Here is a 22643-nt window from a genome sequence, read left to right on the forward strand (position 1 = left end):
CATCTGCCCCGCGAGATAGAGACCCATCTTCCTGAGACAAGCTGTTGCCCTGGTTGTGGTGGCGCGTTGCGCGAGTTCGGAGAAGATGTCTCTGAAGTCCTCGAGTACATCCCTGAGAGCTTCAAGGTTATGCGTCATCGCTTCCAATCTGCTGCAGCACGGGACCCCTCCGAGAGCCAACTTGGAAAGGAATTCATTTGGAAGACCCCGAAGGCTTAACTGTGTCTACATCGCTCTTGGGGATCGCATCAGGCTGGTCAAGGTGCGTTTTTAGGGCTCTGTTGCAAAAAGTAGGCATGGACAGGGGCGTCCCGGGGGTGCCGTTCGATCTGGACGTCAGGCCGGTTGGAGTTCGAGTTGTTCACTGATAACTGCGACGGCCTCGGCGAGCGCACTGGCACCGATACCGAAAGCGCGTTCGACGATGCGCGCCTCGCCTCGGATGTCGTGCGTGAGGTTGAAGATCGCCGCCTGGCCCTTCCGTAAGGCATGCATCACCTCAAATCCCATGATGGTCGCATAGGCGGTCTTCAGCGTCTTGAAGCCCGTCACTGGACGGATCAGTTGCTTCAGTTTGCCATGATCGGCCTCGACGACATTGTTCAAATACTTGACCTGTCGATGCACCGTTTCCTCGGGACATTTGCCTTCGGCCTTCAGCTCCGAGATCGCGATCCCGTAGGTTGGGGCTTTGTCCGTGTTGATGACAGTTGGCTTCTCCCAATCCTTCAAACCGTTCAGAGCTTTGCCGAGAAAGCGCTTCGCCGCCTTGGCGTTCCGTGTCGGCGAGAGATAGAAATCGATCGTGTTTCCATCCTTGTCGAGCGCTCGATACAGATAGGTCCATCTGCCGCGAACCTTGACGTAGGTCTCGTCGACCCGCCAGCTCGTTGACCGGGGACGACGCCACTGCCAGCGCAGCCGCTTTTCTATTTCAGGTGCGTACCTTTGAACCCAGCGGTAGATCGTGGAATGATCGACCGGCACGCCGCGCTCGCCCATCATCTGCTCGAGATCGCGATAGCTGATGCCATAACGGCAGTACCAACGCACCGCCCAAAGGATGATCTCGCCTTCAAATTGACGCCACTTGAACTCTGACATGACCAGCTCCGCTCGGGTTCAGCCCATCTTCACGCGGCCACCGAAAACTTGCAACAGAGCCAGATTGTCCGATCTGGCGATCCCAAGTCCCTTTCCAGAAACCTGCGTTCCACCCGGTTTGCTGGACGTAGATTTCTGAACGGCTTAATGCAGAAAAATCGAACGGAAAAGACGGCCTTTTGCTCACCATTCCTGCTTTCCAACAAACCGAGGTTTGTTGGAAAGCCTCAAACCGGCATCCTATGTAGGTTTTCTGTTCCGTTGCTACTCAGACCCCATGTATGGTCCGTCGCCTAATTGCAAGCAAAACCGTTTGATGACGGAAGCGGTCTGCTCCTATGTATACGGCTTCTCAGTGGAGCGGTTCATCTGCTCCGAGCCATGATGGAATCCGCACCCTCTCTCTCCTCAATACCCCAGCGGTCTCAATTGCAGACCATGGACCCAATCAGGATCAGAGCGGGTCGGTTTGACCTGTTCAGCCATCAACAATCTACTTGCAAACCTGGTGAGAACTTAATAAACCTTCGTCGCCGTCGTGAGGGAAAGTGGGAAATCGCTCTTTGATTTTCAACTTTTCCTTACGTGCTGAATGCAGCGTTATACGATTGGCCGCTCGTCAAAACGGCCCACGCCATCCTTGCGATCTTGTTCGCCATAGCCACGATTGCGACGTTGCGGGGTGACCGCGCTTCAAGTCGATCGAGCCAGCCGCCGAATTGGTGTCGCTCCCGTTTTACCTGGGCCAGCACCGCTCGCCCGCCGTGAACAAAGAGTCGACGGAGATAGGGATCTCCTCGTTTGCTGATCCCGAGCAATCGGGCCTTACCGCCAGTTGAATGCTGTCGGGGAACGAGCCCGAGCCACGCTGCCAGATCGCGGCTCTTGCGAAATGCAGATCCGTTTCCGATGGCAGCCGTGAGTGCCGTCGCGGTCAGTGGGCCAATGCCTGGGATCGTCAGTAATCGCCGGCAACCATCCTCTTTCTTGGCGAATTCGGCAAGTTCCCGATTGCTCGCGTCGATCTGCTCCTCCAGCTTGAGCCACTCATCGCGAAGCTCCAGAAGGTTATCCCCGTCTTCGAGGATGGAAGGAATTTGGCGTGTGAGATGTGCTGGTCCTGCGGGAACGGTGATCCCATGGCTCCAGGAGAAAGCCACGGAGTTGATTGATCACGGCAGTCTTCCGGCCGATCCAGCGATCCCGAACGCGATGGAGAGCCTGCAGATCCAACTGCGCCTCATTCTTTACTGGCACGAACCGCATGGTCGGCCGCTGCACAGCCTCAGCAATGGCTTCCGCGTCGACGTAATCATTCTTGTTGGACTTCACGAACGGCCGCACATACTCGGCCGGCATAAGCTTCACGTCGTGGCCTTGCTTCAGGAGAATACGGGCGAGAAAGTGGGCTCCTGGACAGGCTTCGATGCCGATGAGGCAGGTCGGCAGATTCACCGTAAAGGTGACGAGCTGCTTGCGGCTGAAGCGCTTCTTGGTGACGATGTGGCCTTCCTTGCTCAGGCCGACCAGGTGAAAGACCGTCTTGCCGATATCAATACCGCAAACGTGTACCTTCATGGGAGAATCCTCCTGTACTCGTCTTCATGCTGCCACATCTGATTTGAAGACGACGGACCATCCCATTACCCCTATAAGCACACAGTTCTGGGTTAAGCACGAATGTATGTTTAGATTGTTACGTTGCGCACATGGCGTACCATCTGTGTATAGCTGGCTAGCAGAAGTCATCGCTGCCGGCTTACGGTAGAGGTCAGCGGCATGCGTGAACCACTTTCACCCGTCACCTTCGATCCAGCAGCCTTTCTCGCAATGGCGGGTCTTGGCCGCACGATCGTGCAGTTAGAAGCGAACGAGGTGTTCTTCCTTCAGGGAAGCCATTGCGACTCCATCTACTACCTTCAGAAGGGCCGGGCGAGGCTGACGATCGTTTCTGCAGCGGGCAAGGAGGCTACGATCAGCCTTCTGGCGATCGGCGAATTTGTCGGGGAAGAATGTGTCGCTGGCATAGCGGGCCCGCGTCTAGCGACCGCTACAGCGATCACTGCGTGTACTGCCATGAAGATTGGAAGAAAAGAGATGATTCGCGCGCGCTTCATGAAGAGCATGCCTTCTCTGATCTTTTCTTAGCTCTTTTACTGGCCAAAAGCATGAGAACGCAGGCTGACCTGGTTGATCATTTGTTCAATTCAAGCGAGAAACGTCTCGCACGAATTCTACTTATGATGGCGGGGTTCGGTCAGGAGGGGGATCAGCTGACCCTCATCCCGAAGATCTCTCAGGAAGCCCTTGCAGACATGATCGGAACCACCCGGTCCCGCGTCAGTTTCTTCATGAATCGGTTCCGAAAACTTGGCTTTATCGACTACAAAGACAGGATTCGCGTACACAAGTCACTGCTAAACGTCATCTTGCAGGATCAACCGTCGAAAGAAAACTCCCAGAAAGCTTCTCTCCTGGACCGTCATCGAGATCAGTCAGAAGCCGCCAAACACTCAACAGCTAAAGCAGTTCGCCTGATGACCACCTAACCTTCAGTCATGCCCTAGCTTGGGGTTAACCCAACATAACATTGCTGTCACCAGGGGCAATGTGAGCTAAGAACTCCGACAAGCGGCCTTGTCGACGGTTATTGCTTTCTCTCCACAGGTTGCGGGGCCTAGTGCAATGGACCCCGGACTGTCACGCGCGGGACTGAATGCCTGTCTTAGCGAAGCCCCGCGAGGAAGGGGACGGCTCGCCCTTCCGCTCAACTCGGTAAGGTCTTAGAACGTAACGGTCAGAAGATTGGCTACGCTTGCAACGCCGGGAGCGCCGAATGCGGCGTGCTCGGCATCGTTCCGTTCTCGCCAGGAGTGCACCCGGCCCCGCAGGGTAACCGCGGCTCCAGAGGTCTCCACAGTGATATTGCTCGCGTCGATCTGAGCATCGCGCTTGAGCGCGTCTTCGATCTTGATTTTGACGCCGAGAGCGTTTGCTTTCGGCTTCAATTCGATTTCGTTGACGACAGCCGTGACACCACTCAACGAGCGGACAATGCGCTCCGCCTCGTCCTTCTGGAAGTTCCACTCGGCTGTTCCCGTCAGGGTAACCCAGGCCTCGGAGACCTTTACCTTGATCGAGTCGGGCACCTGCGTGTTCCAGGTTAGGTGGCTCGTCGCAGCGTAGGCGATATCGGCGTCTGTGCGTGTGTCGTCTAACGGCAGGTCGACGATGATCTCACTTGCGACCGAGGTGACGTTGACGACCCGGAGTGCAGCACGCTCCGCAGCCCACTTCTGAAATAGGCTACCGACATGCCCGTCGAGCTCGACGACGCCATCGTTGACTGAGACACCAATTTTTTCTGCACAAACGCTGGGGTCCCAGCGCAATTCCTGCTCTACATCGTTTCGCAAAGTCTCTGCCATGTTCATAGTTCGTGCCTCGTTCCTCGGTTAGTAAAGCCAAATGTTGTCGGCAATGCCGGTCTGACGACCTCCACAAGTCAGAGGGAATTCAAATTCTTAGAGGCTGTCGGCCTCGCAGCCGAGTTCCTGAGAACGTCATCTAGCAAGGAGAAAGCTTTGGACCTTCAGAACTTCTCGAATTCCTCAGCTCTGTTCCAGAAGTAATCCGCGTTTCCGGTGGGCCGTCCACCTTGCTGCCACAGTGTGTACGCCCGCCATCGCAGTCGTGCTCCGTGTGCACGCTCCCAGAACTCGTCGGACCTCCCTTCTGGACGACCGCTTTCTACCCACAATCGGTAGGCTTCGCCGCGAACCGCCTCCATAATGCCGTCCTTTGTCTGCGAATTACACGGAACGTGGTCACCGTATGGTTGTAAGGGCCCACCACGACTGATGTGCATCCGGGCGGCTAGGTCCGGAACATCTGCGCTAGGCACCAGGTGGTCCAGTACCGCTGCATCTAAGGACTTGCTTTGAAAGGCGATATTCGATGCGTTGCTTCCAGGCTTACCTACAGTGACCGGATACGTGTGAATGACATTTCCGCTTTTGTTTGCCACATCCACCAAACGCTCACCCATCTCAACCTCCTCGCCTGTCGAATGCCTCTAAGGCTCCTCTAGGAGCTTGTTGAAATAGGTTCCCTTTGGTCCAATAGTCGTTTCCTATCGTCTTATGGAGTATGCGTGGAGATGAGCGGTTGCAGGGTGGGATGTTCAGCTATTGACGTTGGAGCAGCGTGTTCCTCAGGATCACCCGCTGCGTGAGATACGCCGTCTTACGGATGTGGTGCTGACCTCTCTGAGCACGGCGTTCGATGAGATGTACTCGAACTCTGGCCGTCCCTCGATAGCGCCCGAGTATGTGTTGCGGGCGCTGTTGCTGCAGGCGTTTTATTCGGTCCGCTCCGAGCGGCAGTTGGTCGAGCAGCTTGATTACAACCTGCTGTTTCGCTGGTTCGTCGGCCTCGGCATGGATGAAGCGGTGTGGAACCACGCCGTGTTTTCGAAGAACCGCGACCGTCTGCTCACCAGCGAAGTAGCGCAGCAGTTCTTCGCCGAAGTCAACAAACAGGCCAAGCGCTTCATGAGCGATGATCACTTCACCGTCGACGGAACACTGATCCAGGCGTGGGCGTCTCAGAAGAGCTTCCGCAAGAAGGACGGCTCCGATGGTGACGGCACGGACTTCCACGGTCAGCAGCGCAAGAACGAGACGCATGAATCGACCACCGATCCGGACGCCAGGCTCTACAAGAAGAGCTATGGCAAAGAGTCGCATCTGGCCTACCTTGGCCATGCGCTGGTGGAGAACCGCAACGGCCTGATCGCCGCCGCGATGGCCACCCAGGCAGATGGCTATGCCGAGCGCGAAGCCGCACTGCTGCTGCTCGAAACGAAGCAAAAAGGCAGCTCGCGGCGGATCACCGTCGGTGCCGACAAGGCCTACGACACGAAGGACTTCGTCACCGCCGCCCGGGCTCTCAACGTGACCGCGCATGTAACGAAGAACGAGAAGGGACGCTGCTCCAACATGGGTCGCAGAACCACCCGGCATCCCGGCTATGCGATCAGTCTAAGCCGGCGATGGCTGGTAGAGAAGAGCTTCGGGTGGCTCAAGCAGACCGGTCCTGTTCGGCAAGTCAAGCTGCGCGGTCTGCATAAGGTCGACTGGATCTTCGTCTTCAGCTGCGCCGCCCACAACCTCCTGCGCCTGCCAAGGCTCATCGCCCAGCAAGCGGCGTAAGGCTACCAGCAGCGGTGCGCCTGAAAATGCCCGTTGACTGTTCAATAAGCCACTCAGCCAGGACCGGTGAGCGCAATACCCAGCCACCCAGTCGTAAAGGCCTGAAACCGCCCTCAAGCCAGCGCCAACTATCCCTATTTCAACAAGCTCCTAGAGTGAACCTGTACACGAGCGACAGGCTGAGCTGTTTTACACACCTTGAGGCGTGATCGGTTCAGGCCTGATCAGGAGAGCGAATACCCCCATGAAGGATAAAAATACGATGGACGTTAGGTGAAGAAAGCCAGATCGTTTGTGATCCTGGGTCAGAAGCCAGCAGCTGGAGAGACGAGAGACTGGCTGGAAGATTTTGTTCATGAAAGCCATCTACGAACGCGACACATTGAACCCGACAATCCCCGGCACCACTTTGGATGTGGACAGCGAGAAACTTGCTAAGTTCAGGGCGCCGTGCCAATTTGTGGCTTACGACATCAGTCTGGGTGATCGTTCCATGACTCCTGATCTCTACGGCGACGATCAGCCGGCGCGAGTCGATGCTCTTTACAAAAGGGCGTTCGATTGGCTTGGCCCATCGCCAATATCTCTCCTGGACAAATAACGTAATCCGCTTCTAGCCCTGTTCCAGCCATTCGCGCTCGGCTGCTCTCAGCGCGGCGACCACCTTAGGTTGATCGACGCCTGGAAGATCGTTGTGGGCAGGGGCTCCGTTCGCGGTAAGGATGTAGCTAAGAAAACGATAGGAGGGCCGGAACCCGCGAAGCTTCTCTTCGTCTAATTTCGGCACCTTGGTAGGATCGCGCGGGATCAGCGTATCGCGAATGTAAATGCCGCGAAGACCACGAATAAGCCACTGTCCCTCAGACCGCTGCACCCGCCACAACAAGCGCGTATAGCTTGTCGTGCCGACCTCGATCTCATCCAATAGCGAAAAGGTATGGACCGCGCATGCTGTGTCGGCAATTGCGCGATCGTTCTTGAGCCAGACGACGCCGGGGCTCATCGAATCGAAATGGACGGTTTCCGTGTCGGGGTTGTTTTTTCCCGCCTCGATAAACTTGGCGGCACTGCCCTTGAACCAGGAGACCTCAACGACTGCATCTGGATGAAAGCAAGCTGCCTCATCCGCCGCGTTGTGGGTCTCCCGGGCCAAGCGCTCGCGCAGGATGACGTCAGTGACAGCGCTAGAGTCTGCTGCGACTTGCTGCGTAGTCCGACCGTCACCACGGCCCCCGCCTGACGGCTTGACCCCATCACTTCCAGTTCCCGTAGCTTGTAGCATCTTGATCGGAGCCCCCCCCGCCAAATTGGTTATCAACCCCGAAGCGAGCAGCGATGCCCAGGCCAAGGCGCGGCGACGGGTGACTGTAAAGTAGTCCAAGCCTATGCGTGATGGACGGACCTTAGAAAGCATCGAAGATTCCCCTTATGCGAGCAAGCGGGCTCGCCGACAAAACAGTGATTCTGTAGAAGACGTTCGAAGCAGTAAAGCGATCCTTCGCGTCAGCGAAGGATCGACTGTTTAGGGCCTCGAAGAGGCGCAGTTCTGATAATGCCATTAGTCCGCGATTTTTCTATGCATAATGAGGCTTATCGGCTCATTCGGGCCATACGTAGTAATCACTCCTAGGAGCCCGGACAAACCCCACACCTTCCCAGAACTGCCTAACCCGTTGCTGCGCTGACCGTTTACCTCGGGGATTTTCGTCTTCACACCTACCGGTGAACTGCAGAGGAACTGGAACGCAAGCGATCACACCGCAGTTAGCTCCCAGTTTTCGAATAGCCATGAGAGCAATTTCCTTCCCTATGCCTTGACCACGGTATACCTGATCGAGTTCAAGATGCTCAATCAGCATCAGGTCCGAGTCAAGGGACCTATCTTCTGAAAGCAATCGCTGAACGACAGGCTTAAGCTCTTCAGTCTTATGATCGAATAGGTTCGCAAAGCAATTACAACTGTCTCCATCCAGGGAATCCATGACCTCGAAGAGAGACATTTCTTCGATAAAGATGCGTCCGCGTTCAACAATGTAGATCGTGACTTTCCGATCCTGCGCTCACTGTCATCGTTCATCGTTGCGACAGCGCTTCCTTGATAAACGGTGATGAAATCGCTCGGATCTCCAAGATCCTGCGCGATACTGACTTCAAAATCGACGCGAATGCCTATGTGCTGAGCCTCCTTGCGTCGTTCCGATGTGTTGGCTATCGCTTTACGCACGGGTACAGCATATCGGTCCTCGTGATGTTTAAGCACCTCTTCTGAAAACTTCAGAGAGCTCTAGAACGTAGAATTACGAGATGCCCAAAGCACCTGCAGCAATCACATCTCCCAAGATCAAGAAGCTCGCTCAGAAAGCGCTGAAGTCGCCTAGCATGTTGACGACCGCAGAAACGCGTGAGCTCGGCGCGTCCGTCGTTGCTTACGTCTCACCTCCAAAGGAGGGAACTGCGGTTCCAGCAAAGAAAGCGGCCTCCAAAAAAAACCCTGCAAAGCACAAGTGACCTACTAACCCGTTCGACCTCAAGGATCCCATGGCAACGAAGAAAGCACCCGCAAAGAAGACCGCTACTCCCGTGGCGGCAAAGACCAGCGCCGCTCCCGCGAAGAAAACAAGCTCCACCAAGAAGATGACGAAAGCAGAGCTGGTCAAACTGGTTGCAGAGAAGATGGAGTTGTCGTCGAAGCAGACTGCAGCGTTCTTCGATCTTCTCGCGTCGACTGCTATTCAGGAGACCAAGAAGAACGGCGAGTTCACGATCCCTGGCCTCGGAAAGCTGGTGAAAGCTCAGCGTGCGGCACGTATCGGCCGTAATCCTCAAACAGGTGAAGCGATCAAGATCAAAGCCAAGACGGCAGTCAGGTTCCGGGTCGCGAAGGCAGCCAAGGACCTGATCGCACCAACGAAGTAACGAGTACATCAGAGTAGTAAAGCGATCCTCCGCGTCCGCGGGGGATCAACTGTTTGCACCTGTAAGAGCCGTATGTCCGATAATGCCATGAACCCGCGATTGTATTAGCGCCGGATAGAAATGTCCTACTCTCGCCCGATAGAAGTGTCCGATTGCCCTCCTAGGGTTATGGCCTTGGAGGCGGACGACTATGGGTTGGGTGCTGATGAGCGAACGGGACGTACAGCGTATCGAGGTTGTGACGGAAGTTCTGGCTGGCAAGCGTACCGTGGCTTCTGCGGCGATCGTGCTGGCGGTGAGCGCGAGGCAGGTTACCACTTCCCGGACGGCCGCATAGAGGTGCGTTGGAAGGGTGTCTCGCTTCCCTATCGGATCTTCTCGAAGGACCAGCGAGTCAGCCACACGGCTGTCGTCGAGAACAAGAGGCTCGGTCATGCGCTGTCGCTGATCAGGGCGGCTCAGAAGGTCAAGCACGAGCCGAAGGTGCAGACCAACAGCGAGAAGCTCGGCTACAAGAAGCATCCACGCAAAGTCTACGGACCTGATTATGAAGAGCCGAGCGCGCCGCCGGCAAAAACGGTGGAAATGACGGCCTGATGGAAAGCCTGGAAGACCGACGATGAGACTGTCAGTCTCCCACCCTTCCCACCGTCCTTGGAAATCGACAAAGAACGTCGATTTCCACATTACGCACCGCACGACGACTACGAAACACTATGATGACGGAACCGCTTTGCATATCCAGCGACGCTTTAGCTTTCCACCAACAGGCGATATTAGCGCCGGAGAGCGAGGGCCTGGGCGAAAGGGCCGAACCAGCTCGGGTCGTGGCTATGCATCTACAGATTCGAGCTGCACCAGGGTGAACGATTGAAGGAAGCTCGAGCCACGATACGGAGAAGTTCTACTTCGAGAGTTCCGCTATCTTGACGTTATAGTTCTTGAGTAAATCGCCGGTGGTATAGTCCACCGTAGCGTGCGCTACTTGATAGTTGATCTGCGCCTGAAGCAACTCAACCTCAGCTTGTGCGAGCTTTGTTTGCGAATCAAGTACAAAAAAGTTGGTCTCCGCACCAAGCTCGAATTTGCGTTGATCCGCAGCAAGAGACTTCTGCGCCAGATCCAGTGACGACTCTCCTGCTTTCAGCGCAAGACGTGCCTCGTCCAATTGGTAGATCGCGTCATGCACTTGGGACACAATCTGTTCACGGGTCGCTTGACCAGACAGTTGGTCATGATGCCGGGCAACCAGGGCGGTGCCAAGGTTGGCTTTGGCCGCACGATTCCGAAGCGGAAGGTTAAGCGTCAGCGAACCGCCATAACCGGGAAAGCCAAAGCCGAAGGTCTGATTGAAAGAACTCCCAAGACCGCCGGGAGTTACCAAGTGGCCGTCATTGAGGTCGTAGACATTCCCTCCAGCTCCAGAACTCTGATAAAAGCCGCTAAGCGACAGATCTGGCTTCAATCCATTTCGTGCGACGCGAACGCTCAGATCATCATTGGCAACCGCGATGTCTGCCGCTGCGATCTCAGGCCGCGACGCGAGCGCCTTCGTCAGCATGTCGGCGTCCTGATCGGCTGTTGCATCGGCCACAGCGGGGCTCTCGGTCAAATCGAAGTCAAGGGCTGCAGCTGAAGGATCCTGATCCGCACCGACTGTCAGGCGAAGAGCTTCTTGCGTCTGCTTCAACGTGTACTCGGCCTGAATGATCACCAAGCGCCTGGCAGCTACCTCGGCCTGTGATCTGTAGATATCCAGGGGAGGCAAAGCGCCAAGTTCCAATGCACGTTTGTCGTGTTGATAGCTGGCATCGGCCGCATCAAGAGACTTGTGCTGCACCTCGAAGCTGCCGCGGGCCTGGACGACTGCCCAATATTGAGAGACAACTTGAAGTATCGCGTTATTCACCTGCGTCTGAAAAGTGGCACGAGATTGTTGCAGCGCGCTTCGTGCGATCACCAGAGGAGCTGTGGTCACGAAGCGACCGGCATTTCGCAACAAGGGTTGAGTGAACTGTAGACCGACCGTGGAGTTGTAATAGGGATTGTAAAAGTAGAAAGAACTATTTGTGGAGGTTCGAATGGAACCGATGTTCGCGGTAAAGCTTGTACCGGTAGAGAATGTCTGCGAGTAGCTCACTTGAAAAGACTGCGTGAGAACATCCTGGGTGGAATTTGTCCCATCGCCAACGCCCTGGAGTTGGGTGTATCCGGGATAGGAGTAGCGGTTTGCGTTGACGACACTTTGCACCAGGGGATCGAATGGCTTGTACGTTCCGAGGAGAACAAACTTCTGCGTCTCCACTTGTGTTTCTGCAATCCGGATATTGCTGTTGTTCTCGAGAGCCAGCAGAATTGCATCCTGTAGGCGGAGCGAAAGCTTGCCACCGCTAATGAACTTATCGAGGTCCTGTGGAGGAGGCAGCTTGTTCGACTTGATTTGGGGAGTCATCAGAGCCGAATAGCTTTCCGTGCGTTGAGACAATGCCGGCAGAACACTCGCTTGCAAAAGAGTAGCCAGTACAAGTAGACGCCCAATCATGCCTCGAACACTCCCATAAGAACCCTATTCATAACGTATTGCCTCCACCGGATCGAGCCGCGCTGCTTTCATGGCCGGATAAATTCCAAAGACGAGACCGACACTTATCGAGACGAAGAAAGAGATAGCGATCGAACTAACCGTAACGATGGTCGACCATCCGGCCAGCCATGCGATCATGCGCGAGATGACAAATCCAAGGACGATGCCGAGGGTTCCGCCGGTGAAGGAGATCGTTGTGGCCTCAACTACAAATTGGCGCAAGATGTCCCCTCGTTTCGCTCCGACGGCTCGACGCAAACCAATCTCGCGAGTGCGCTCAAGAATGCTGGCCAGCATGATATTCATAATTCCAATGCCACCGACGAACAATGAAATCGAGGCGATTGCGACCATTACAACATTGAAGAGGCGTTCGGTTCGCTGCTGTTCTGCCAGAAGTTCAGCGGGCACGACGACACTGAAATCGCTTGCGCCATGATGCGACGAATTCAAGATGGCCCGAACGACATGCGCTGAGTTGCTCATATCCGCGCCGTCTCGCAGGTTGATGTAGATCCCATCGATCTCATCGCGAACGTTGCTATAGCTATCTTCGAGGCGAAGGATAGCGGCGTTGAGCGGAATGTAGATGACATTGTTATCGTCCTGGGACGAGACACCGCTGGCGCCAGACTCTCCGCTAAGCTGCGGGCCTACGACTCCGATCACCCGAAACCATTGCTCATTTAGCTTTACGAATTGGCCTGTCGGATCGGAAGCGCCAAACATATTCCATCGGGCGGCGGTCCCCAGCACGCACAGCGGTGCGCCTTCGGTCTCCTCCTGTTGATTGAAGAACCTTCCGCTCGCGACATGCAGGCCAGCAATCTGTAGATATTCGGGTCTCACACCGTAGACAGCGGGAACATCCTGCTGCGATTTCGGGATCGTCTTTGATGGAGTAAATCTCTTGCGCGGGGTTGATGCTTGAATGCCATCGACATCATCGAGGATGACGCGGTAGTCGGAAAAGGTGAGGCCCGGAGAGATTTTGCGGATCTTGTCATGTGCCTGCCACTCCGTTGTCTCCCGAGCTTCAACGATCAGATTGTGAACCCCCATCTGCTCAATAAGAGCCATGACCCTTTGCCTGGCTCCGGCGCCGATAGAAAGCATCGCGACGACCGCGGCCACTCCAAAGATCATTCCAAGCATCGTCAGCAACGATCGAAGCCCATGCAGGAAGAGATTCTGTATGCCAAGATGGATGTCCCGAATCCATTGCTGATAGCGAAGGTCTAGACTGCGGGCGGCGGAGGACGGAAGTGTCGCCACTAGGGGGTACCTCCAGTCGAAGGAGAGGTTCCAGCTTCTGGCTTTCTTGGGACCGTTGGGTCGATCAGCGCCACATGAGACCCTGCGGCGAGTGTTCCATCTTTGCCTTTGACGATCGCTCGGCTCTCGCTCTCTCCCTGCAGCGCAACCTCCTGCTGTTCATAGTTGGAGCCACGCTGTAGGTACACGATGCTTTTGCCATCCTTGAGGAAGATGGCTTGACGAGGCACCAGCAGTACGTCTTTTTGTGTGTCACCTACAAACAATAGCCGCGCGGTCATTCCAGATCGAAGGCGCGCGTCGGCATCGGCCAGTTGGATTGAGACACTGAACGTTCCACCAGGGGTCCCATCGAAGATCTGGCGAGTGGCAATGCCACCAACACTCTTCGCCGTGCCGTGATAGACCTTGCCCGGCAGGGCATCAAACGTGATCTGAACAGCTTGCCCGGGCTTAATGTTGCTACGATCTCGTTCGCCGATATTCGCTGTAAGTTCAACACCGCTGGGATCGACCACCTGCGCAATAGCATTACCGGGTTGCACCTGATCGCCGGCGCGATAGTCCGGCAAGGACATCCCTGTGAAGAAAAAGCCTCCGGAGGCATTCATATTCTTTTGAATCGAAATCAAGCCATCCATCGGTGCAGCTACATGCATCATCTTGATGTTTTGCTGAGCCTGGTCCATCGCCAATTTAGCTTTGTTGTACTTCTCCTGGGCGAGGAAGACAGATGCCTGTCGAGACGCAGTGTTTGATTCCACGTCCGTCTCCAACTCGGCGAGGGATCTTTTGGCGTGGGTCAATGCAGCATCGAACTTTGCTCCGTCGATCGTACTTACGATCTCTTTTTTCTGCACATCGAGTTCCGCTTTTTTGACCCCATAGCGGGCTTTGAGCAGAGCTACTTTGTCCTGCGCTGCAAGAACCGCAGCGTCGGCGTTTGCCTTTACGATCTCCTGCTGTGCTTCGAGAAGTTCCGACTGACTTTGCTCTACCTTGTATCGCTGTTCGCTCGGGTCGAACTCGATGACGACATCGTCCTTCTTCACGGGTTCGCGACCAATACTCAGGCGCGTGATCCGTAAGGAGCCGCCGCCGACCGGAGGGGCTGTAAGCGTCGCAGTATGGCCCGCCTTGAGTTCGCCATCTCCGTGGACCATAATCTGCAGGTCGCCACGCTTGACCTCGCCAACGGGAATGTCATCGCTGTGAGACGGAGTGGAATTGGGACGGCTTATCGCGAACGCGGCGACGAGCAAGGCCGCACACCCTGCGATCGTTACCCACCTCACCACAGAACTGCGCTTCATCGGTGCGCTCCCAAGCTCTTACTCTTTCGCTGATGGATCCTGAAGGGCGATGCGATCGCCAGCCTGCAACCCCGACGTGACCAGGATGCGGTCGCGACTTCTACGGCCCACCTCAATTGCTCGCTCCTCGTACTTTGAGCCACGAGCAAGATAGACCACTGTTTGGCCAGATCTCTGAAAAGATGCCTGAGCCGGAATCGCAATGGCGTTGGGCACGCGATCGACGATCACGGTTATCTGTGCAGTCATACCCGGTCTCAGCCGCGGGTCATTCTGATCCAGCGCAATTCGCAGATCGAAGTTTCTCGGAATGGGCCAGCCCGCGGTAAAGTCCGTAGTGGCGATGGTCCCAATCTGTTCCAACTTACCTGTGAACTGCTGGTCGGAGATCGCGTCTAGTTGCACTGTAGCTGGCTCGTGGATTGCAAGGCGTCCTCGTTCCGCTTCATCGACTCGTGCTGAGACTCGCAGTGTCGTTGCATCTGGAAGCTCGGCGATTGGAGCGCCGGACCATACCTGCTCGCCGGGTTTGAAGGCGGAGACTCCACCGTTGTGCCAGGTCGTAATCAGATTGATGATCCCGCCCGAAGGTGACAGCAGGGTCATGGTGGAGAGTGCATGTTCGGCTCGCTCGAGGTCGTAGTTTGCCTTCCTGCTTGCCGCGATCTTCGCATCGACGGCTGCTTTATTGGCGGACCGATCGGCCTTCAGCTTCGCTTCCACTTCTTTCTGCATTTGCTCAGCGTCGACCAGCTTCAGGGTTGCCTCTCCGCCCTCGATTTTGGAGACGATCTCTTGCTTGCTGGCATCCAGCCTGGCCACCTCGACGTCGTATTTGGCCTTGCTGACAGCGGTGAGGTCCTGCTCTTCCAAGAGATGTGCCTGAGCACGGGATTGCTCGATGTCAGCCTGGGCGGACTTGAGTACAGAGCGAAATTGCTTCATCTCCTGCTCTGTCTTCGATTTGTCGAACTCGACGACCATGTCGCCCTTTTTCACCTGCGCTCCGTTAGCAGCCAGCTTCAGGATCTGCATATCACCGACGTTAGCCGGCGCAGAGATGCTGACTGACTTCATTGCTTTCACGTCACCGTGAAACTCCACACTGTCGATGAAGTCCTCACGCTTCACGTCAAAGGTAGGAATGACCGGCTTGTTGCTGGAGACATGGGAGAGTCGAGCAACCGCGACCCCGGAAAGCAGCGCCACCCCCACTGCAATCAGAGCTACGCGAGGCTTTGTCTGTGACCAAAAACGTTTCTTCATCGCAGATTTCCTGCGGCACGGTTGTCCAATGGCTGAACCAGGTCCACTGCAGCCGAGAGACCAGGAAGAAGTCTAGGGTCAACGCATTTCACCGAGAAGAGCGCAGAGAAGACCCGAACCTTAGGCGAGAAGGGACCCGGCTGGCCGAGGGGATCCACAACTTCCAACTTTCCGGGACAGACGAGATCCGGATAGGCGTCAAGATGGATTCGAGCCTGTTGTTGAGCTTGGAGAGCAAGTACATCCTGTTGGTTGACCGAAACCTGGACCTCCATTCTGGAGGGATCGACGACCTGCATGAAGGGAACTCCGGGCCGCACTTGATCGCCCTCCTGCACCTCGCCCATACTGCCTTCCTTCCAGATGGTGTTCAGAACAACGATCCCGTCGATGGGGGAATGGACTTGCATCAACGCGGCGTTCGCCTGGGCGTGCAGCATGGCATCGCGTGCACGGTCGCGCTGGATTTCGAGAATGCGGATTGACGCTTGTGCTGCCTTCCGCTTAAGGTCGAAGGTCTCCTTAAGCTGTTGAACCGTAGCCTTCGCTTCATCAAGGCTTTCTCTCGCCTTCTCGGCATCGATCTTCGACATCAATTCGACCTTCTGCATCTCCAGCTCGGCCGTACCAAGGCTATCTTCCGCGGTCTGAATCTCCGTCTCGTCCTTGGCCCGGGCTGCATCTTCCTTGGCATGTCCCTGCATCAGGTCTCCGGAGAGCTTGTCACTCTCCGTCTGCTTGTCGATGAAGTCATGCAACTGCGCCTGGCTGTCGAACTCGACTAACAAATCACCCAGTTTCACCCTGGACCCCACTGGCATAAGGCGCGTGATCGTGAGCGTCCCTTCCTGTGCGCCTGAAAGAAGAGGTGCCAGAATCGCGCGCGTTTCGACAGCCTGAGTCGTACCTTTGAGACGCAAGTTTGGCGCCGTATTCTTGATGTCGCTTGCGGACTGCACAGTCCTTGCTGTGCTGACCGGCTTCCTACTCCTCAAAAGCCAGAAGGTGACCAGCGCGACCCCAATCGCGCCCAATAGAGTCAAGCCAAGCAGGACTCCACGACGGCGCGTGGTCGCGGCTCCTGCCGACGGCGGCTCTGCCTCCACAAAAGCATCTTCAGAGTTTTTTTCAGCCAACGGCAACGGCACCCCGATCATCTCCTGCTCTGCGACACAACCGGTATGACATCCGTTTGATGTCTAAACTATTGTGTGATCAATGTGCTTGACAATCATTCGACGCAGCTCTTCGCAATTCGCTTTCTTTAATCTTTTGAAAAAGTGTAACAGTGACGCATGATGTCACGTTAGGTCAGCGAGATATTCACGGCGGCAGCTGGCAAAGCGCACCTTGATTAGTCTCTAGCCTCGCGTATGGCCTGCCTGCGATGGGCCTGCGCCAGCTTCAGATATTAGAACCAGCCGTAAGCGATACCCCGCTGCGCCTCCTCGATCGGCCTGTCTCCTGATCGGACTTTGGCGGCGAGGTAAGTTTCAACGAGGTCCTTTTGCTTGAGGTATCGCTCTCGGAGCGCGACGTCCGTCGCCCACACTCCGGCCAAAGATTACCTATCCCATCCGCGCGGCAGGGTTCGAGAGGCACTAAGTGATCCAACTCGCAGGTCTCGGTCTGGCTTGAATTGTGTCTGAGCGGGGCAAACCGTACCAGAAGTTGGTCGCGTTCTTTTGTACATCAATGCTTGGGCAGTTACGGGTGCGGCGCGTCCTGCAGGACTCGTTTGGTAATGTATCCGCAATGATGCCAGGAACGAAACCGTGCGGTGTACACCGAGGGTCCGGTTCAGGGTACCCATCCCGCACTCTGGTTCTACAACTCCCATCCGCCGGTGAGGGCCATTAAGCAAAATACCTTGATTCGCAGGTCACGCCAAAACTCAAGCAAGGCTCTCTCTTCCCTGTCCGATCCCTGGGAAGGTGGTTGGATCCGGATAACCGTCCCTCATCGCGCATGCCTTGGCGGGAACACCGAGTCTCGATGAGCAGGTCCTTGGCGAACCTTACTGAAGCTCAGGGTTGATCAAAGGCAGGTCGCCAGGATCTTTCATCGCCTATTGCTGGGGCCTCAACTGCTCCTCAGCACGTAACCAGTCCTGGGCATCATCACCGTGAGGTCTGCCCCGGTCTACCCAGAGTTGATAGGCGAGCAATTCAACCTCTCTATGCGTTGGAGGAACAAGGGACGACTCTACTGGCAGAACCGTCTTCTTCTTGGCTGGAGTTTTGCGTGGTGCTGTCTTCTTCTTCGGTTTCTCGGACATAGGATCTCCTGATCTTGGCGTCGGCTCTCTAGGTAGCGTTGAATTCAAAGGAAAGATCCCCCGGAGGCTTCCGAGGGATCATGATGTTCGGTGTAGCGGATGGCATTACTTCGTCGGAGCGATCGCGTCTTTCGCCGCCTTGGCGACACGGAACTTGACGACTGTCTTCGCCTTGATCTTGATCGATTCCCCGGTCTGGGGATTGCGGCCGATGCGCGCGGCTCGTTGTGCCTTCACCAGCTTGCCGAGGCCAGGGATGGTGAACTCGCCGTTCTTCTTCGCTTCCTGTATCGCCGTTGCAGCCAGCAGTTCAGTAAACGCAGCAGATTGCTTCGTCGTAAGTTCGAGCTTCTCCGCGGCGAAACGGATCCATTCTGCCTTCGTCATCTTTTTCGCAGTGGTAGCCTTCTTTGCTGGGCTGGTTGTTACCTTCTTAGCGGCCGGAGCAGCTGTCTTTGCTGGAGCTTTCTTCGTTGCCATGGATCCTCGTTTCGTACTGGGTTATCGGTTAGGAGCGTTTCGCTGGAGACTTCTTCGCAGGCGTCTTCTTGGCAGCCGTAGGAGGGATATCTCTTGGCGGCGACAAGAAAGCCACGACCGACGCGCCGAGCTCCCGAGTCTCTTCTGTGGTGAGCATGCTCGGGGATTTCAAGGCTTTTTGCGCGAGCTTCTTAACTTTGGGCGACGTGATTGCTGCTGGACCTTTGGCCATTCCACAATTCTACCCGGCAAAGACGCAAGCTCCCCAGCAGGTACAGGGGATCCACGTTACCCGCAACTACTTCTCGCTCTTCGCTGCGCCAGTGATCGCTCGCCGTACCTTCACCGCGGAGGAAGACAGCCCGCATGGTGGGAATGTTGTAATGCTGAGCTACGGGCTGTGGAAGCATCGCTTTGGCGGCGACAAAAACCTTGTGGGGCGCACAATCCAGCTCGACAACACCCCCTATCTTGTCGTGGGCATCATCGGCCGCAATTTCTATACAGAGAAGCCGGCTGACCTATGGATTCCTTATCAATTTGAACCGAATGACCAGGACATGGCGCACTACTTTGAGGTGGCGGCACGCCTGCAGCCGGGTGTGACCATGGAACAAGCGAATGCCCAGCTCAGGCTCGCATCGGACCAGTTCCGGCGAGCCATACCTAATGCAATCGGACCACAAAACTCTTATGGAGTGATCTCTCTGCAGCAGGACATGGTGGGCGACACGCGTTCCTCGCTGCTGGTCATGTTGTCGGCCGTCGGACTTGTGCTGCTGATCGCCTGTGCGAATGTAGCGAATCTGTTGTTGGCCAGAGCCTCCGCACGCAAACGCGAGTTCGCAACCCGCGTCGCCCTCGGTGCTGGCCAGTGGCATGTCATCCGGCAGCTTTTGACGGAGAGCCTCATCCTCATGGGTTACGGGACGGCCGGACTTAGGAAGACGACAATTCGACGACACTCCCGAAAACACCGAGTTCAGGGGAGGAATCGAGATGAGGTCAACTGCCACCCAACGTTCGTCGCAATCGCCCGAGAAATGAACGTTTCTTCTGGTGAGCAAGTTCTAGCGTTCCATTTACCGGGAGCCACACTTCCTCGCCAGCTGAACTGACGTCAAAGAAGCCCACACGATGCAGTTTCGCCAATCTCTCCGCTTCGCCAGCGGCGGCAACAGCCTTAGACCAGGCGAATTCGGCATACACAAACTGCCGCCCTATGCTGTAATCGGCGAGCACGCCATCGTCATCCTGCAAATGAATCTCCGCTTCTGGAGTATTCATGTCCGGGAATGTGCGCTGCATCTCTAGAACCCATGAGCTCAAATGGGCCGAAGTGTGTGTCGGATCGTCATAGGGTCCATCGTTCCACTTCGTCAGTGCAAAGTACCACTCCATGAAGGCGTCGTGGTTCTTAGGCGCAGCTCCTGGCTCAAAAACCATCAAGTCGTAACTCATGCGATGAATCCTAGTAGCTGTGCGCTCATGGAGACGATCTTATCCGGAACATCCTGCAAAACGGGGTTCTCGGCAACTTCCGCCCGCTCGGACGTTATCAGCGGCGATCTTTCCACAAACGCCGACTTCGCGGGAGTCTCGTCCGCAGGCGCTTATCTCCGTCGGAAGCCACTGACCATGATTGCGACTCCCCCTAGCGCGAGCGACAAACCGACCACGAGCATAGTGGCAAACTGGACACCGTTATCAGGCGCCATCATCCCCGGCGAAGGTCTGTAGAGAGTTATGAGGCTGATAGCTCCAAAGATGAGCATGAGCGCACCGATTCCGATACGGTTAGGCCTTCGTTTTGCCGGTGCACCCTCGATCATTGGGGGAATGATACAGCCGAATGGAATCTGCCGACTAACACCCGTTCATGGGAAACGGCGTTAGCGGCAACTTCGACCTCCCGGACTGCCAGACGGACAACATTGCCGCAAACGCAGACTTTCGCCTGTCTGTGCCTAGAAACGATCTTAGAGAACGGTTTGGCATGAGAATTGCACATTCCATACTCGTTCTCATCAAGCACTCAGCAAGCTGTGTCGCGCCAACTTTCGCTGTGGGTGATCGGACAAGAGCTACTTCAAGAATATGCCCGAAACGGGCTGGTGGTGAATGAACGCAATGACGAATCGCATCGATTCCGATGTAGTGATGGCAGAACCTCAATCCGAGTCGATGGACGTATCCCGACTGGCGGATGAATTGACGGGGCTTATCCGAGAATCTCGCTTTGAAGAAGCGATCTGCATCCTCAATTCTGCCATCTGTGAAAACGAGAGCCCAGAGCTGTGGAATGATTGGGCGACAATCCAACACGCTGCGGGCAAGCCCGGAGAGGCTGAGAAGGGATTTCGCCGGGCGCTTGCCCTCGCGCCGACGAATCGCGACGCGTCAGTAAATCTAGGGCTGTTCCTACTGGCTCGAGGACGGTATGACGAAGCCACTCAGATCCTAAGTTGCCACTTGCACAATCTGAGCGAGGAAGAGAACACTGCGATAAAGAATTTTGAGCTCAAGCGGCTGCAACTGCTTGACTTACAGCCAGAAAGCTCGTATTCGGCGCCAGTGCAACAGAGCGAAATCTCCGCGGAAGCGCGGATTCGCAAACTGGAGAGCGCCCTCGAATACCTGCTGATCTCCAATCTCAACGCGAAGGCATCACGGGCGACGGGGGCAGCTTCCAATCAACTTCTCATAGACCGTTTTCTCGGTCTTGTCCGCTCAATCCAGCCCCAATTATTCCTCGATATCGGCGCGAATGACGCATCAACTGCCTGCCGCGTTAAGGCAATGCTGCCCACATGCGAAGTGTGGGCGTTCGAGGCGAATCCGGAGATACATAGACGGTTTGCGTCGGTGGTGACCTCGGTCGGAGTCAACTATGTGAACCTGGCCGTCTCTAATGCTACGGGAAAGGTGAACCTCTACGCCCCAAAGACACTCTCTCGGACTATCGCCAACGGCGAAGTGGTGGATTTTGCTTCGGTCGAGCCAGAGATCAGCGGTAAGACCTCGATGCGGAAGCGGAACGAAAACGCAACATATCGCGAATTCTCAGTCGATGCAATTAGTCTTAACGACTTCATGGCTGCCAAGTGGACCGATGGCATGCTGGAACGAAACGCTGCGCTTTGGATCGATGTGGAAGGAGCCGCTTTTGAGGTGCTGACGGGCGGCGAGGACGCCTTGAAGAGAGCTGCGGTCATCTTGATCGAGGCAGAAAACTATGAATTCTGGAGCGGACAGAAGCAAGCTGCGGACGTAGCGAAGTTGATCATTTCAGCGGGCTTCATCCCGTTGGATCGCGACCGCGAGTATGGAGACAAGCAGTTCAACACACTCTTCATACACCATAGTTTTGCTCATCTTATTTATTCGGAAAACTACGTGCTTGGCCCCGTAAACACTACGGTAGCTCCGCTCGCGAGAAAGCTAACTCATCGCACCTTGGGCGCCCATCTTACGGCACAGATCCCAGTATTTATTCCTGTATTCAACAATCCAACCTACGTTGCCAATACTTTGCAACAGCTTAGTGACATCGGCATGAGGAATGTCTGCCTTGTTGACAACGATTCGACATCGCACGTGATGAGAGCGTTTCTGGAGCTCGTACAAGACAAAGTATCGGTAATCAGAACAGGACAGAACAAAGGGCCCCGCCAGATTGTCGAATGTCCCGAGTATTACGACCTGTTGCCGGATTTGTTTTGTATTACAGATCCAGATCTGGAGTTTAATGCCGAGCTGCCCGAAGACTTTCTAGCCAACCTCATTCGGCTGACAAATGAATTGAAAGTGGGAAAGGCGGGATTCGCCTTAAGAATTGACGACTCCCATCTGATGCATGCGGGCACGTTCGAGATTGAACGGAAAACCTATCATGCTACTGAATGGGAAAGGCAATATTGGGAGACCAGATTGGGGGTTCTCAAAGACGGCAGTCCGGTGTATAAGGCGGGTCTCGACACCACGTTTGCTGTCTATAATAAAGAATTTTTCAGGCCCAATACCTTTGTTGACGCCGTTCGCGTAGGTGGTAGATATGGCTGCCGGCATCTACCATGGTATCGGGAATCGATCGTCGGTCAAGAAGAACTGGCATTCTACCGGGCTACTCAAAAACACGCTCTGTGTGGTGTTGTCTGACGAATTATGTGGCGTGCGTCATTGCTAATTAGTTGGCACCGTGGCTGCAAATGTGG

At 55.4% G+C, this 22643-nt stretch carries 20 protein-coding genes and 2 pseudogenes; 10 read left to right on the forward strand and 12 right to left on the reverse strand.

Going from position 1 to position 22643, the window contains the following annotated elements; genetic code table 11:
- The first annotated feature begins 15 nt into the window (after positions 1–15).
- On the forward strand, positions 16–219 hold the full coding sequence (locus HDF16_RS32280) for an IS66 family transposase zinc-finger binding domain-containing protein (protein ID WP_432432302.1): 204 nt from the start codon (positions 16–18) through the stop codon (positions 217–219).
- Between the two features lie 117 nt (positions 220–336).
- On the opposite strand, the gene HDF16_RS27840 is transcribed toward HDF16_RS32280, so the two are convergent.
- Positions 337–1104: an IS6 family transposase gene (locus HDF16_RS27840; RefSeq protein WP_184223848.1), complete on the reverse strand. Its 768-nt coding sequence runs from the start codon at positions 1102–1104 to the stop codon at positions 337–339.
- Between the two features lie 581 nt (positions 1105–1685).
- Positions 1686–2682: pseudogene (locus HDF16_RS27845) on the reverse strand (IS110 family transposase).
- 201 nt (positions 2683–2883) lie between these two features.
- Between HDF16_RS27845 and HDF16_RS31035 the strand changes: the two are divergent.
- Together HDF16_RS31035 and HDF16_RS31040 are read left to right on the forward strand one after the other, a co-directional pair.
- Positions 2884–3252 carry a Crp/Fnr family transcriptional regulator gene (locus tag HDF16_RS31035; protein WP_246410357.1) on the forward strand — a complete coding sequence of 123 codons (369 nt, stop codon included), beginning with the start codon at positions 2884–2886 and terminating at the stop codon, positions 3250–3252.
- Between the two features lie 20 nt (positions 3253–3272).
- Complete coding sequence (locus HDF16_RS31040; protein WP_246410359.1) at positions 3273–3653, forward strand: helix-turn-helix domain-containing protein; 381 nt, start codon at positions 3273–3275, stop codon at positions 3651–3653.
- 234 nt (positions 3654–3887) lie between these two features.
- On the opposite strand, the gene HDF16_RS27855 is transcribed toward HDF16_RS31040, so the two are convergent.
- A complete protein-coding gene (locus HDF16_RS27855; RefSeq protein WP_184223850.1) occupies positions 3888–4538 on the reverse strand; it encodes a BON domain-containing protein in 651 nt (216 codons plus the stop codon).
- A 158-nt stretch (positions 4539–4696) separates the two neighbouring features.
- Entirely contained in the window at positions 4697–5152 is a 456-nt protein-coding gene (locus tag HDF16_RS32285) for a DUF2934 domain-containing protein (protein WP_184223852.1), read from the reverse strand.
- A gap of 101 nt (positions 5153–5253) precedes the next feature.
- Between HDF16_RS32285 and HDF16_RS27865 the strand changes: the two are divergent.
- Both HDF16_RS27865 and HDF16_RS27870 read left to right on the forward strand, forming a co-directional pair.
- Positions 5254–6317 (forward strand): annotated as a pseudogene (locus HDF16_RS27865) (IS5 family transposase).
- A gap of 355 nt (positions 6318–6672) precedes the next feature.
- Positions 6673–6918, forward strand: a complete 246-nt coding sequence (locus HDF16_RS27870; protein ID WP_184223857.1) for a hypothetical protein — start codon at positions 6673–6675, stop codon at positions 6916–6918.
- A 12-nt stretch (positions 6919–6930) separates the two neighbouring features.
- On the opposite strand, the gene HDF16_RS27875 is transcribed toward HDF16_RS27870, so the two are convergent.
- Positions 6931–7731 carry a nuclear transport factor 2 family protein gene (locus HDF16_RS27875; protein ID WP_221313322.1) on the reverse strand — a complete coding sequence of 267 codons (801 nt, stop codon included), beginning with the start codon at positions 7729–7731 and terminating at the stop codon, positions 6931–6933.
- Positions 7732–8855: 1124 nt separating this feature from the next.
- On the opposite strand from HDF16_RS27875, the gene HDF16_RS27885 reads away from it, so the two are divergent.
- Together HDF16_RS27885 and HDF16_RS27890 are read left to right on the forward strand one after the other, a co-directional pair.
- Positions 8856–9233, forward strand: a complete 378-nt coding sequence (locus HDF16_RS27885) for an HU family DNA-binding protein (RefSeq protein ID WP_246410361.1) — start codon at positions 8856–8858, stop codon at positions 9231–9233.
- A 174-nt stretch (positions 9234–9407) separates the two neighbouring features.
- A complete protein-coding gene (locus HDF16_RS27890; RefSeq protein ID WP_221313323.1) occupies positions 9408–9830 on the forward strand; it encodes a hypothetical protein in 423 nt (140 codons plus the stop codon).
- Between the two features lie 307 nt (positions 9831–10137).
- Here the strand turns inward: HDF16_RS27890 and HDF16_RS27895 are convergent, their stop codons facing one another.
- The 7 genes from HDF16_RS27895 to HDF16_RS27925 form a co-directional block, all read right to left on the reverse strand.
- Positions 10138–11685 (reverse strand): TolC family protein, encoded by a 1548-nt coding sequence (locus tag HDF16_RS27895; protein WP_184223863.1) that lies wholly within the window; start codon positions 11683–11685, stop codon positions 10138–10140.
- Between the two features lie 114 nt (positions 11686–11799).
- A complete protein-coding gene (locus HDF16_RS27900) occupies positions 11800–13092 on the reverse strand; it encodes an ABC transporter permease (RefSeq protein WP_221313324.1) in 1293 nt (430 codons plus the stop codon).
- Positions 13092–14405, reverse strand: coding sequence for an HlyD family secretion protein (locus HDF16_RS27905; RefSeq protein WP_184223865.1), 1314 nt, complete (start codon positions 14403–14405; stop codon positions 13092–13094). Before HDF16_RS27905 ends, HDF16_RS27900 begins: the two co-directional genes overlap by 1 nt.
- A gap of 18 nt (positions 14406–14423) precedes the next feature.
- Positions 14424–15671, reverse strand: a complete 1248-nt coding sequence (locus tag HDF16_RS27910) for an efflux RND transporter periplasmic adaptor subunit (RefSeq protein WP_184223868.1) — start codon at positions 15669–15671, stop codon at positions 14424–14426.
- Positions 15668–16819, reverse strand: a complete 1152-nt coding sequence (locus HDF16_RS27915) for an efflux RND transporter periplasmic adaptor subunit (RefSeq protein WP_184223870.1) — start codon at positions 16817–16819, stop codon at positions 15668–15670. The genes HDF16_RS27910 and HDF16_RS27915 overlap by 4 nt, the downstream gene beginning before the upstream one ends.
- A 920-nt stretch (positions 16820–17739) precedes the next feature.
- Entirely contained in the window at positions 17740–17949 is a 210-nt protein-coding gene (locus HDF16_RS27920; RefSeq protein WP_184223872.1) for a DUF2934 domain-containing protein, read from the reverse strand.
- Positions 17950–18054: 105 nt separating this feature from the next.
- Positions 18055–18429: an HU family DNA-binding protein gene (locus tag HDF16_RS27925; protein ID WP_184223874.1), complete on the reverse strand. Its 375-nt coding sequence runs from the start codon at positions 18427–18429 to the stop codon at positions 18055–18057.
- 68 nt (positions 18430–18497) lie between these two features.
- Between HDF16_RS27925 and HDF16_RS27930 the strand changes: the two genes are divergently transcribed.
- From HDF16_RS27930 to HDF16_RS27940, 3 genes are all read left to right on the forward strand, one after another.
- Positions 18498–19547, forward strand: a complete 1050-nt coding sequence (locus HDF16_RS27930) for an ABC transporter permease (protein WP_246410363.1) — start codon at positions 18498–18500, stop codon at positions 19545–19547.
- A gap of 19 nt (positions 19548–19566) precedes the next feature.
- Positions 19567–19743: a hypothetical protein gene (locus tag HDF16_RS27935; protein ID WP_184223876.1), complete on the forward strand. Its 177-nt coding sequence runs from the start codon at positions 19567–19569 to the stop codon at positions 19741–19743.
- An 816-nt stretch (positions 19744–20559) separates the two neighbouring features.
- On the forward strand, positions 20560–22587 hold the full coding sequence (locus HDF16_RS27940) for an FkbM family methyltransferase (protein WP_184223878.1): 2028 nt from the start codon (positions 20560–20562) through the stop codon (positions 22585–22587).
- Positions 22588–22643: the final 56 nt, after the last annotated feature.

The organism is Granulicella aggregans (assembly GCF_014203275.1).
GTDB lineage: Bacteria > Acidobacteriota > Terriglobia > Terriglobales > Acidobacteriaceae > Edaphobacter.

Excerpts from the sequence above, each read along its gene's own strand:
- HDF16_RS31035 (WP_246410357.1), top strand. The coding sequence starts at position 2,884 with ATGCGTGAACCACTTTCACCCGTCACCTTCGATCCAGCAGCCTTTCTC.
- HDF16_RS27925 (WP_184223874.1), bottom strand. The coding sequence starts at position 18,429 with ATGGCAACGAAGAAAGCTCCAGCAAAGACAGCTGCTCCGGCCGCTAAG.
- HDF16_RS27905 (WP_184223865.1), bottom strand. The coding sequence starts at position 14,405 with ATGAAGCGCAGTTCTGTGGTGAGGTGGGTAACGATCGCAGGGTGTGCG.
- HDF16_RS27855 (WP_184223850.1), bottom strand. The coding sequence starts at position 4,538 with ATGAACATGGCAGAGACTTTGCGAAACGATGTAGAGCAGGAATTGCGC.
- HDF16_RS32285 (WP_184223852.1), bottom strand. The coding sequence starts at position 5,152 with ATGGGTGAGCGTTTGGTGGATGTGGCAAACAAAAGCGGAAATGTCATT.
- HDF16_RS27920 (WP_184223872.1), bottom strand. The coding sequence starts at position 17,949 with ATGTCCGAGAAACCGAAGAAGAAGACAGCACCACGCAAAACTCCAGCC.
- HDF16_RS31040 (WP_246410359.1), top strand. The coding sequence starts at position 3,273 with ATGAGAACGCAGGCTGACCTGGTTGATCATTTGTTCAATTCAAGCGAG.
- HDF16_RS27875 (WP_221313322.1), bottom strand. The coding sequence starts at position 7,731 with ATGCTTTCTAAGGTCCGTCCATCACGCATAGGCTTGGACTACTTTACA.
- HDF16_RS27840 (WP_184223848.1), bottom strand. The coding sequence starts at position 1,104 with ATGTCAGAGTTCAAGTGGCGTCAATTTGAAGGCGAGATCATCCTTTGG.
- HDF16_RS27935 (WP_184223876.1), top strand. The coding sequence starts at position 19,567 with ATGCAGTTTCGCCAATCTCTCCGCTTCGCCAGCGGCGGCAACAGCCTT.
- HDF16_RS27910 (WP_184223868.1), bottom strand. The coding sequence starts at position 15,671 with ATGAAGAAACGTTTTTGGTCACAGACAAAGCCTCGCGTAGCTCTGATT.
- HDF16_RS27885 (WP_246410361.1), top strand. The coding sequence starts at position 8,856 with ATGGCAACGAAGAAAGCACCCGCAAAGAAGACCGCTACTCCCGTGGCG.
- HDF16_RS27870 (WP_184223857.1), top strand. The coding sequence starts at position 6,673 with ATGAAAGCCATCTACGAACGCGACACATTGAACCCGACAATCCCCGGC.
- HDF16_RS27895 (WP_184223863.1), bottom strand. The coding sequence starts at position 11,685 with ATGACTCCCCAAATCAAGTCGAACAAGCTGCCTCCTCCACAGGACCTC.
- HDF16_RS27940 (WP_184223878.1), top strand. The coding sequence starts at position 20,560 with ATGACGAATCGCATCGATTCCGATGTAGTGATGGCAGAACCTCAATCC.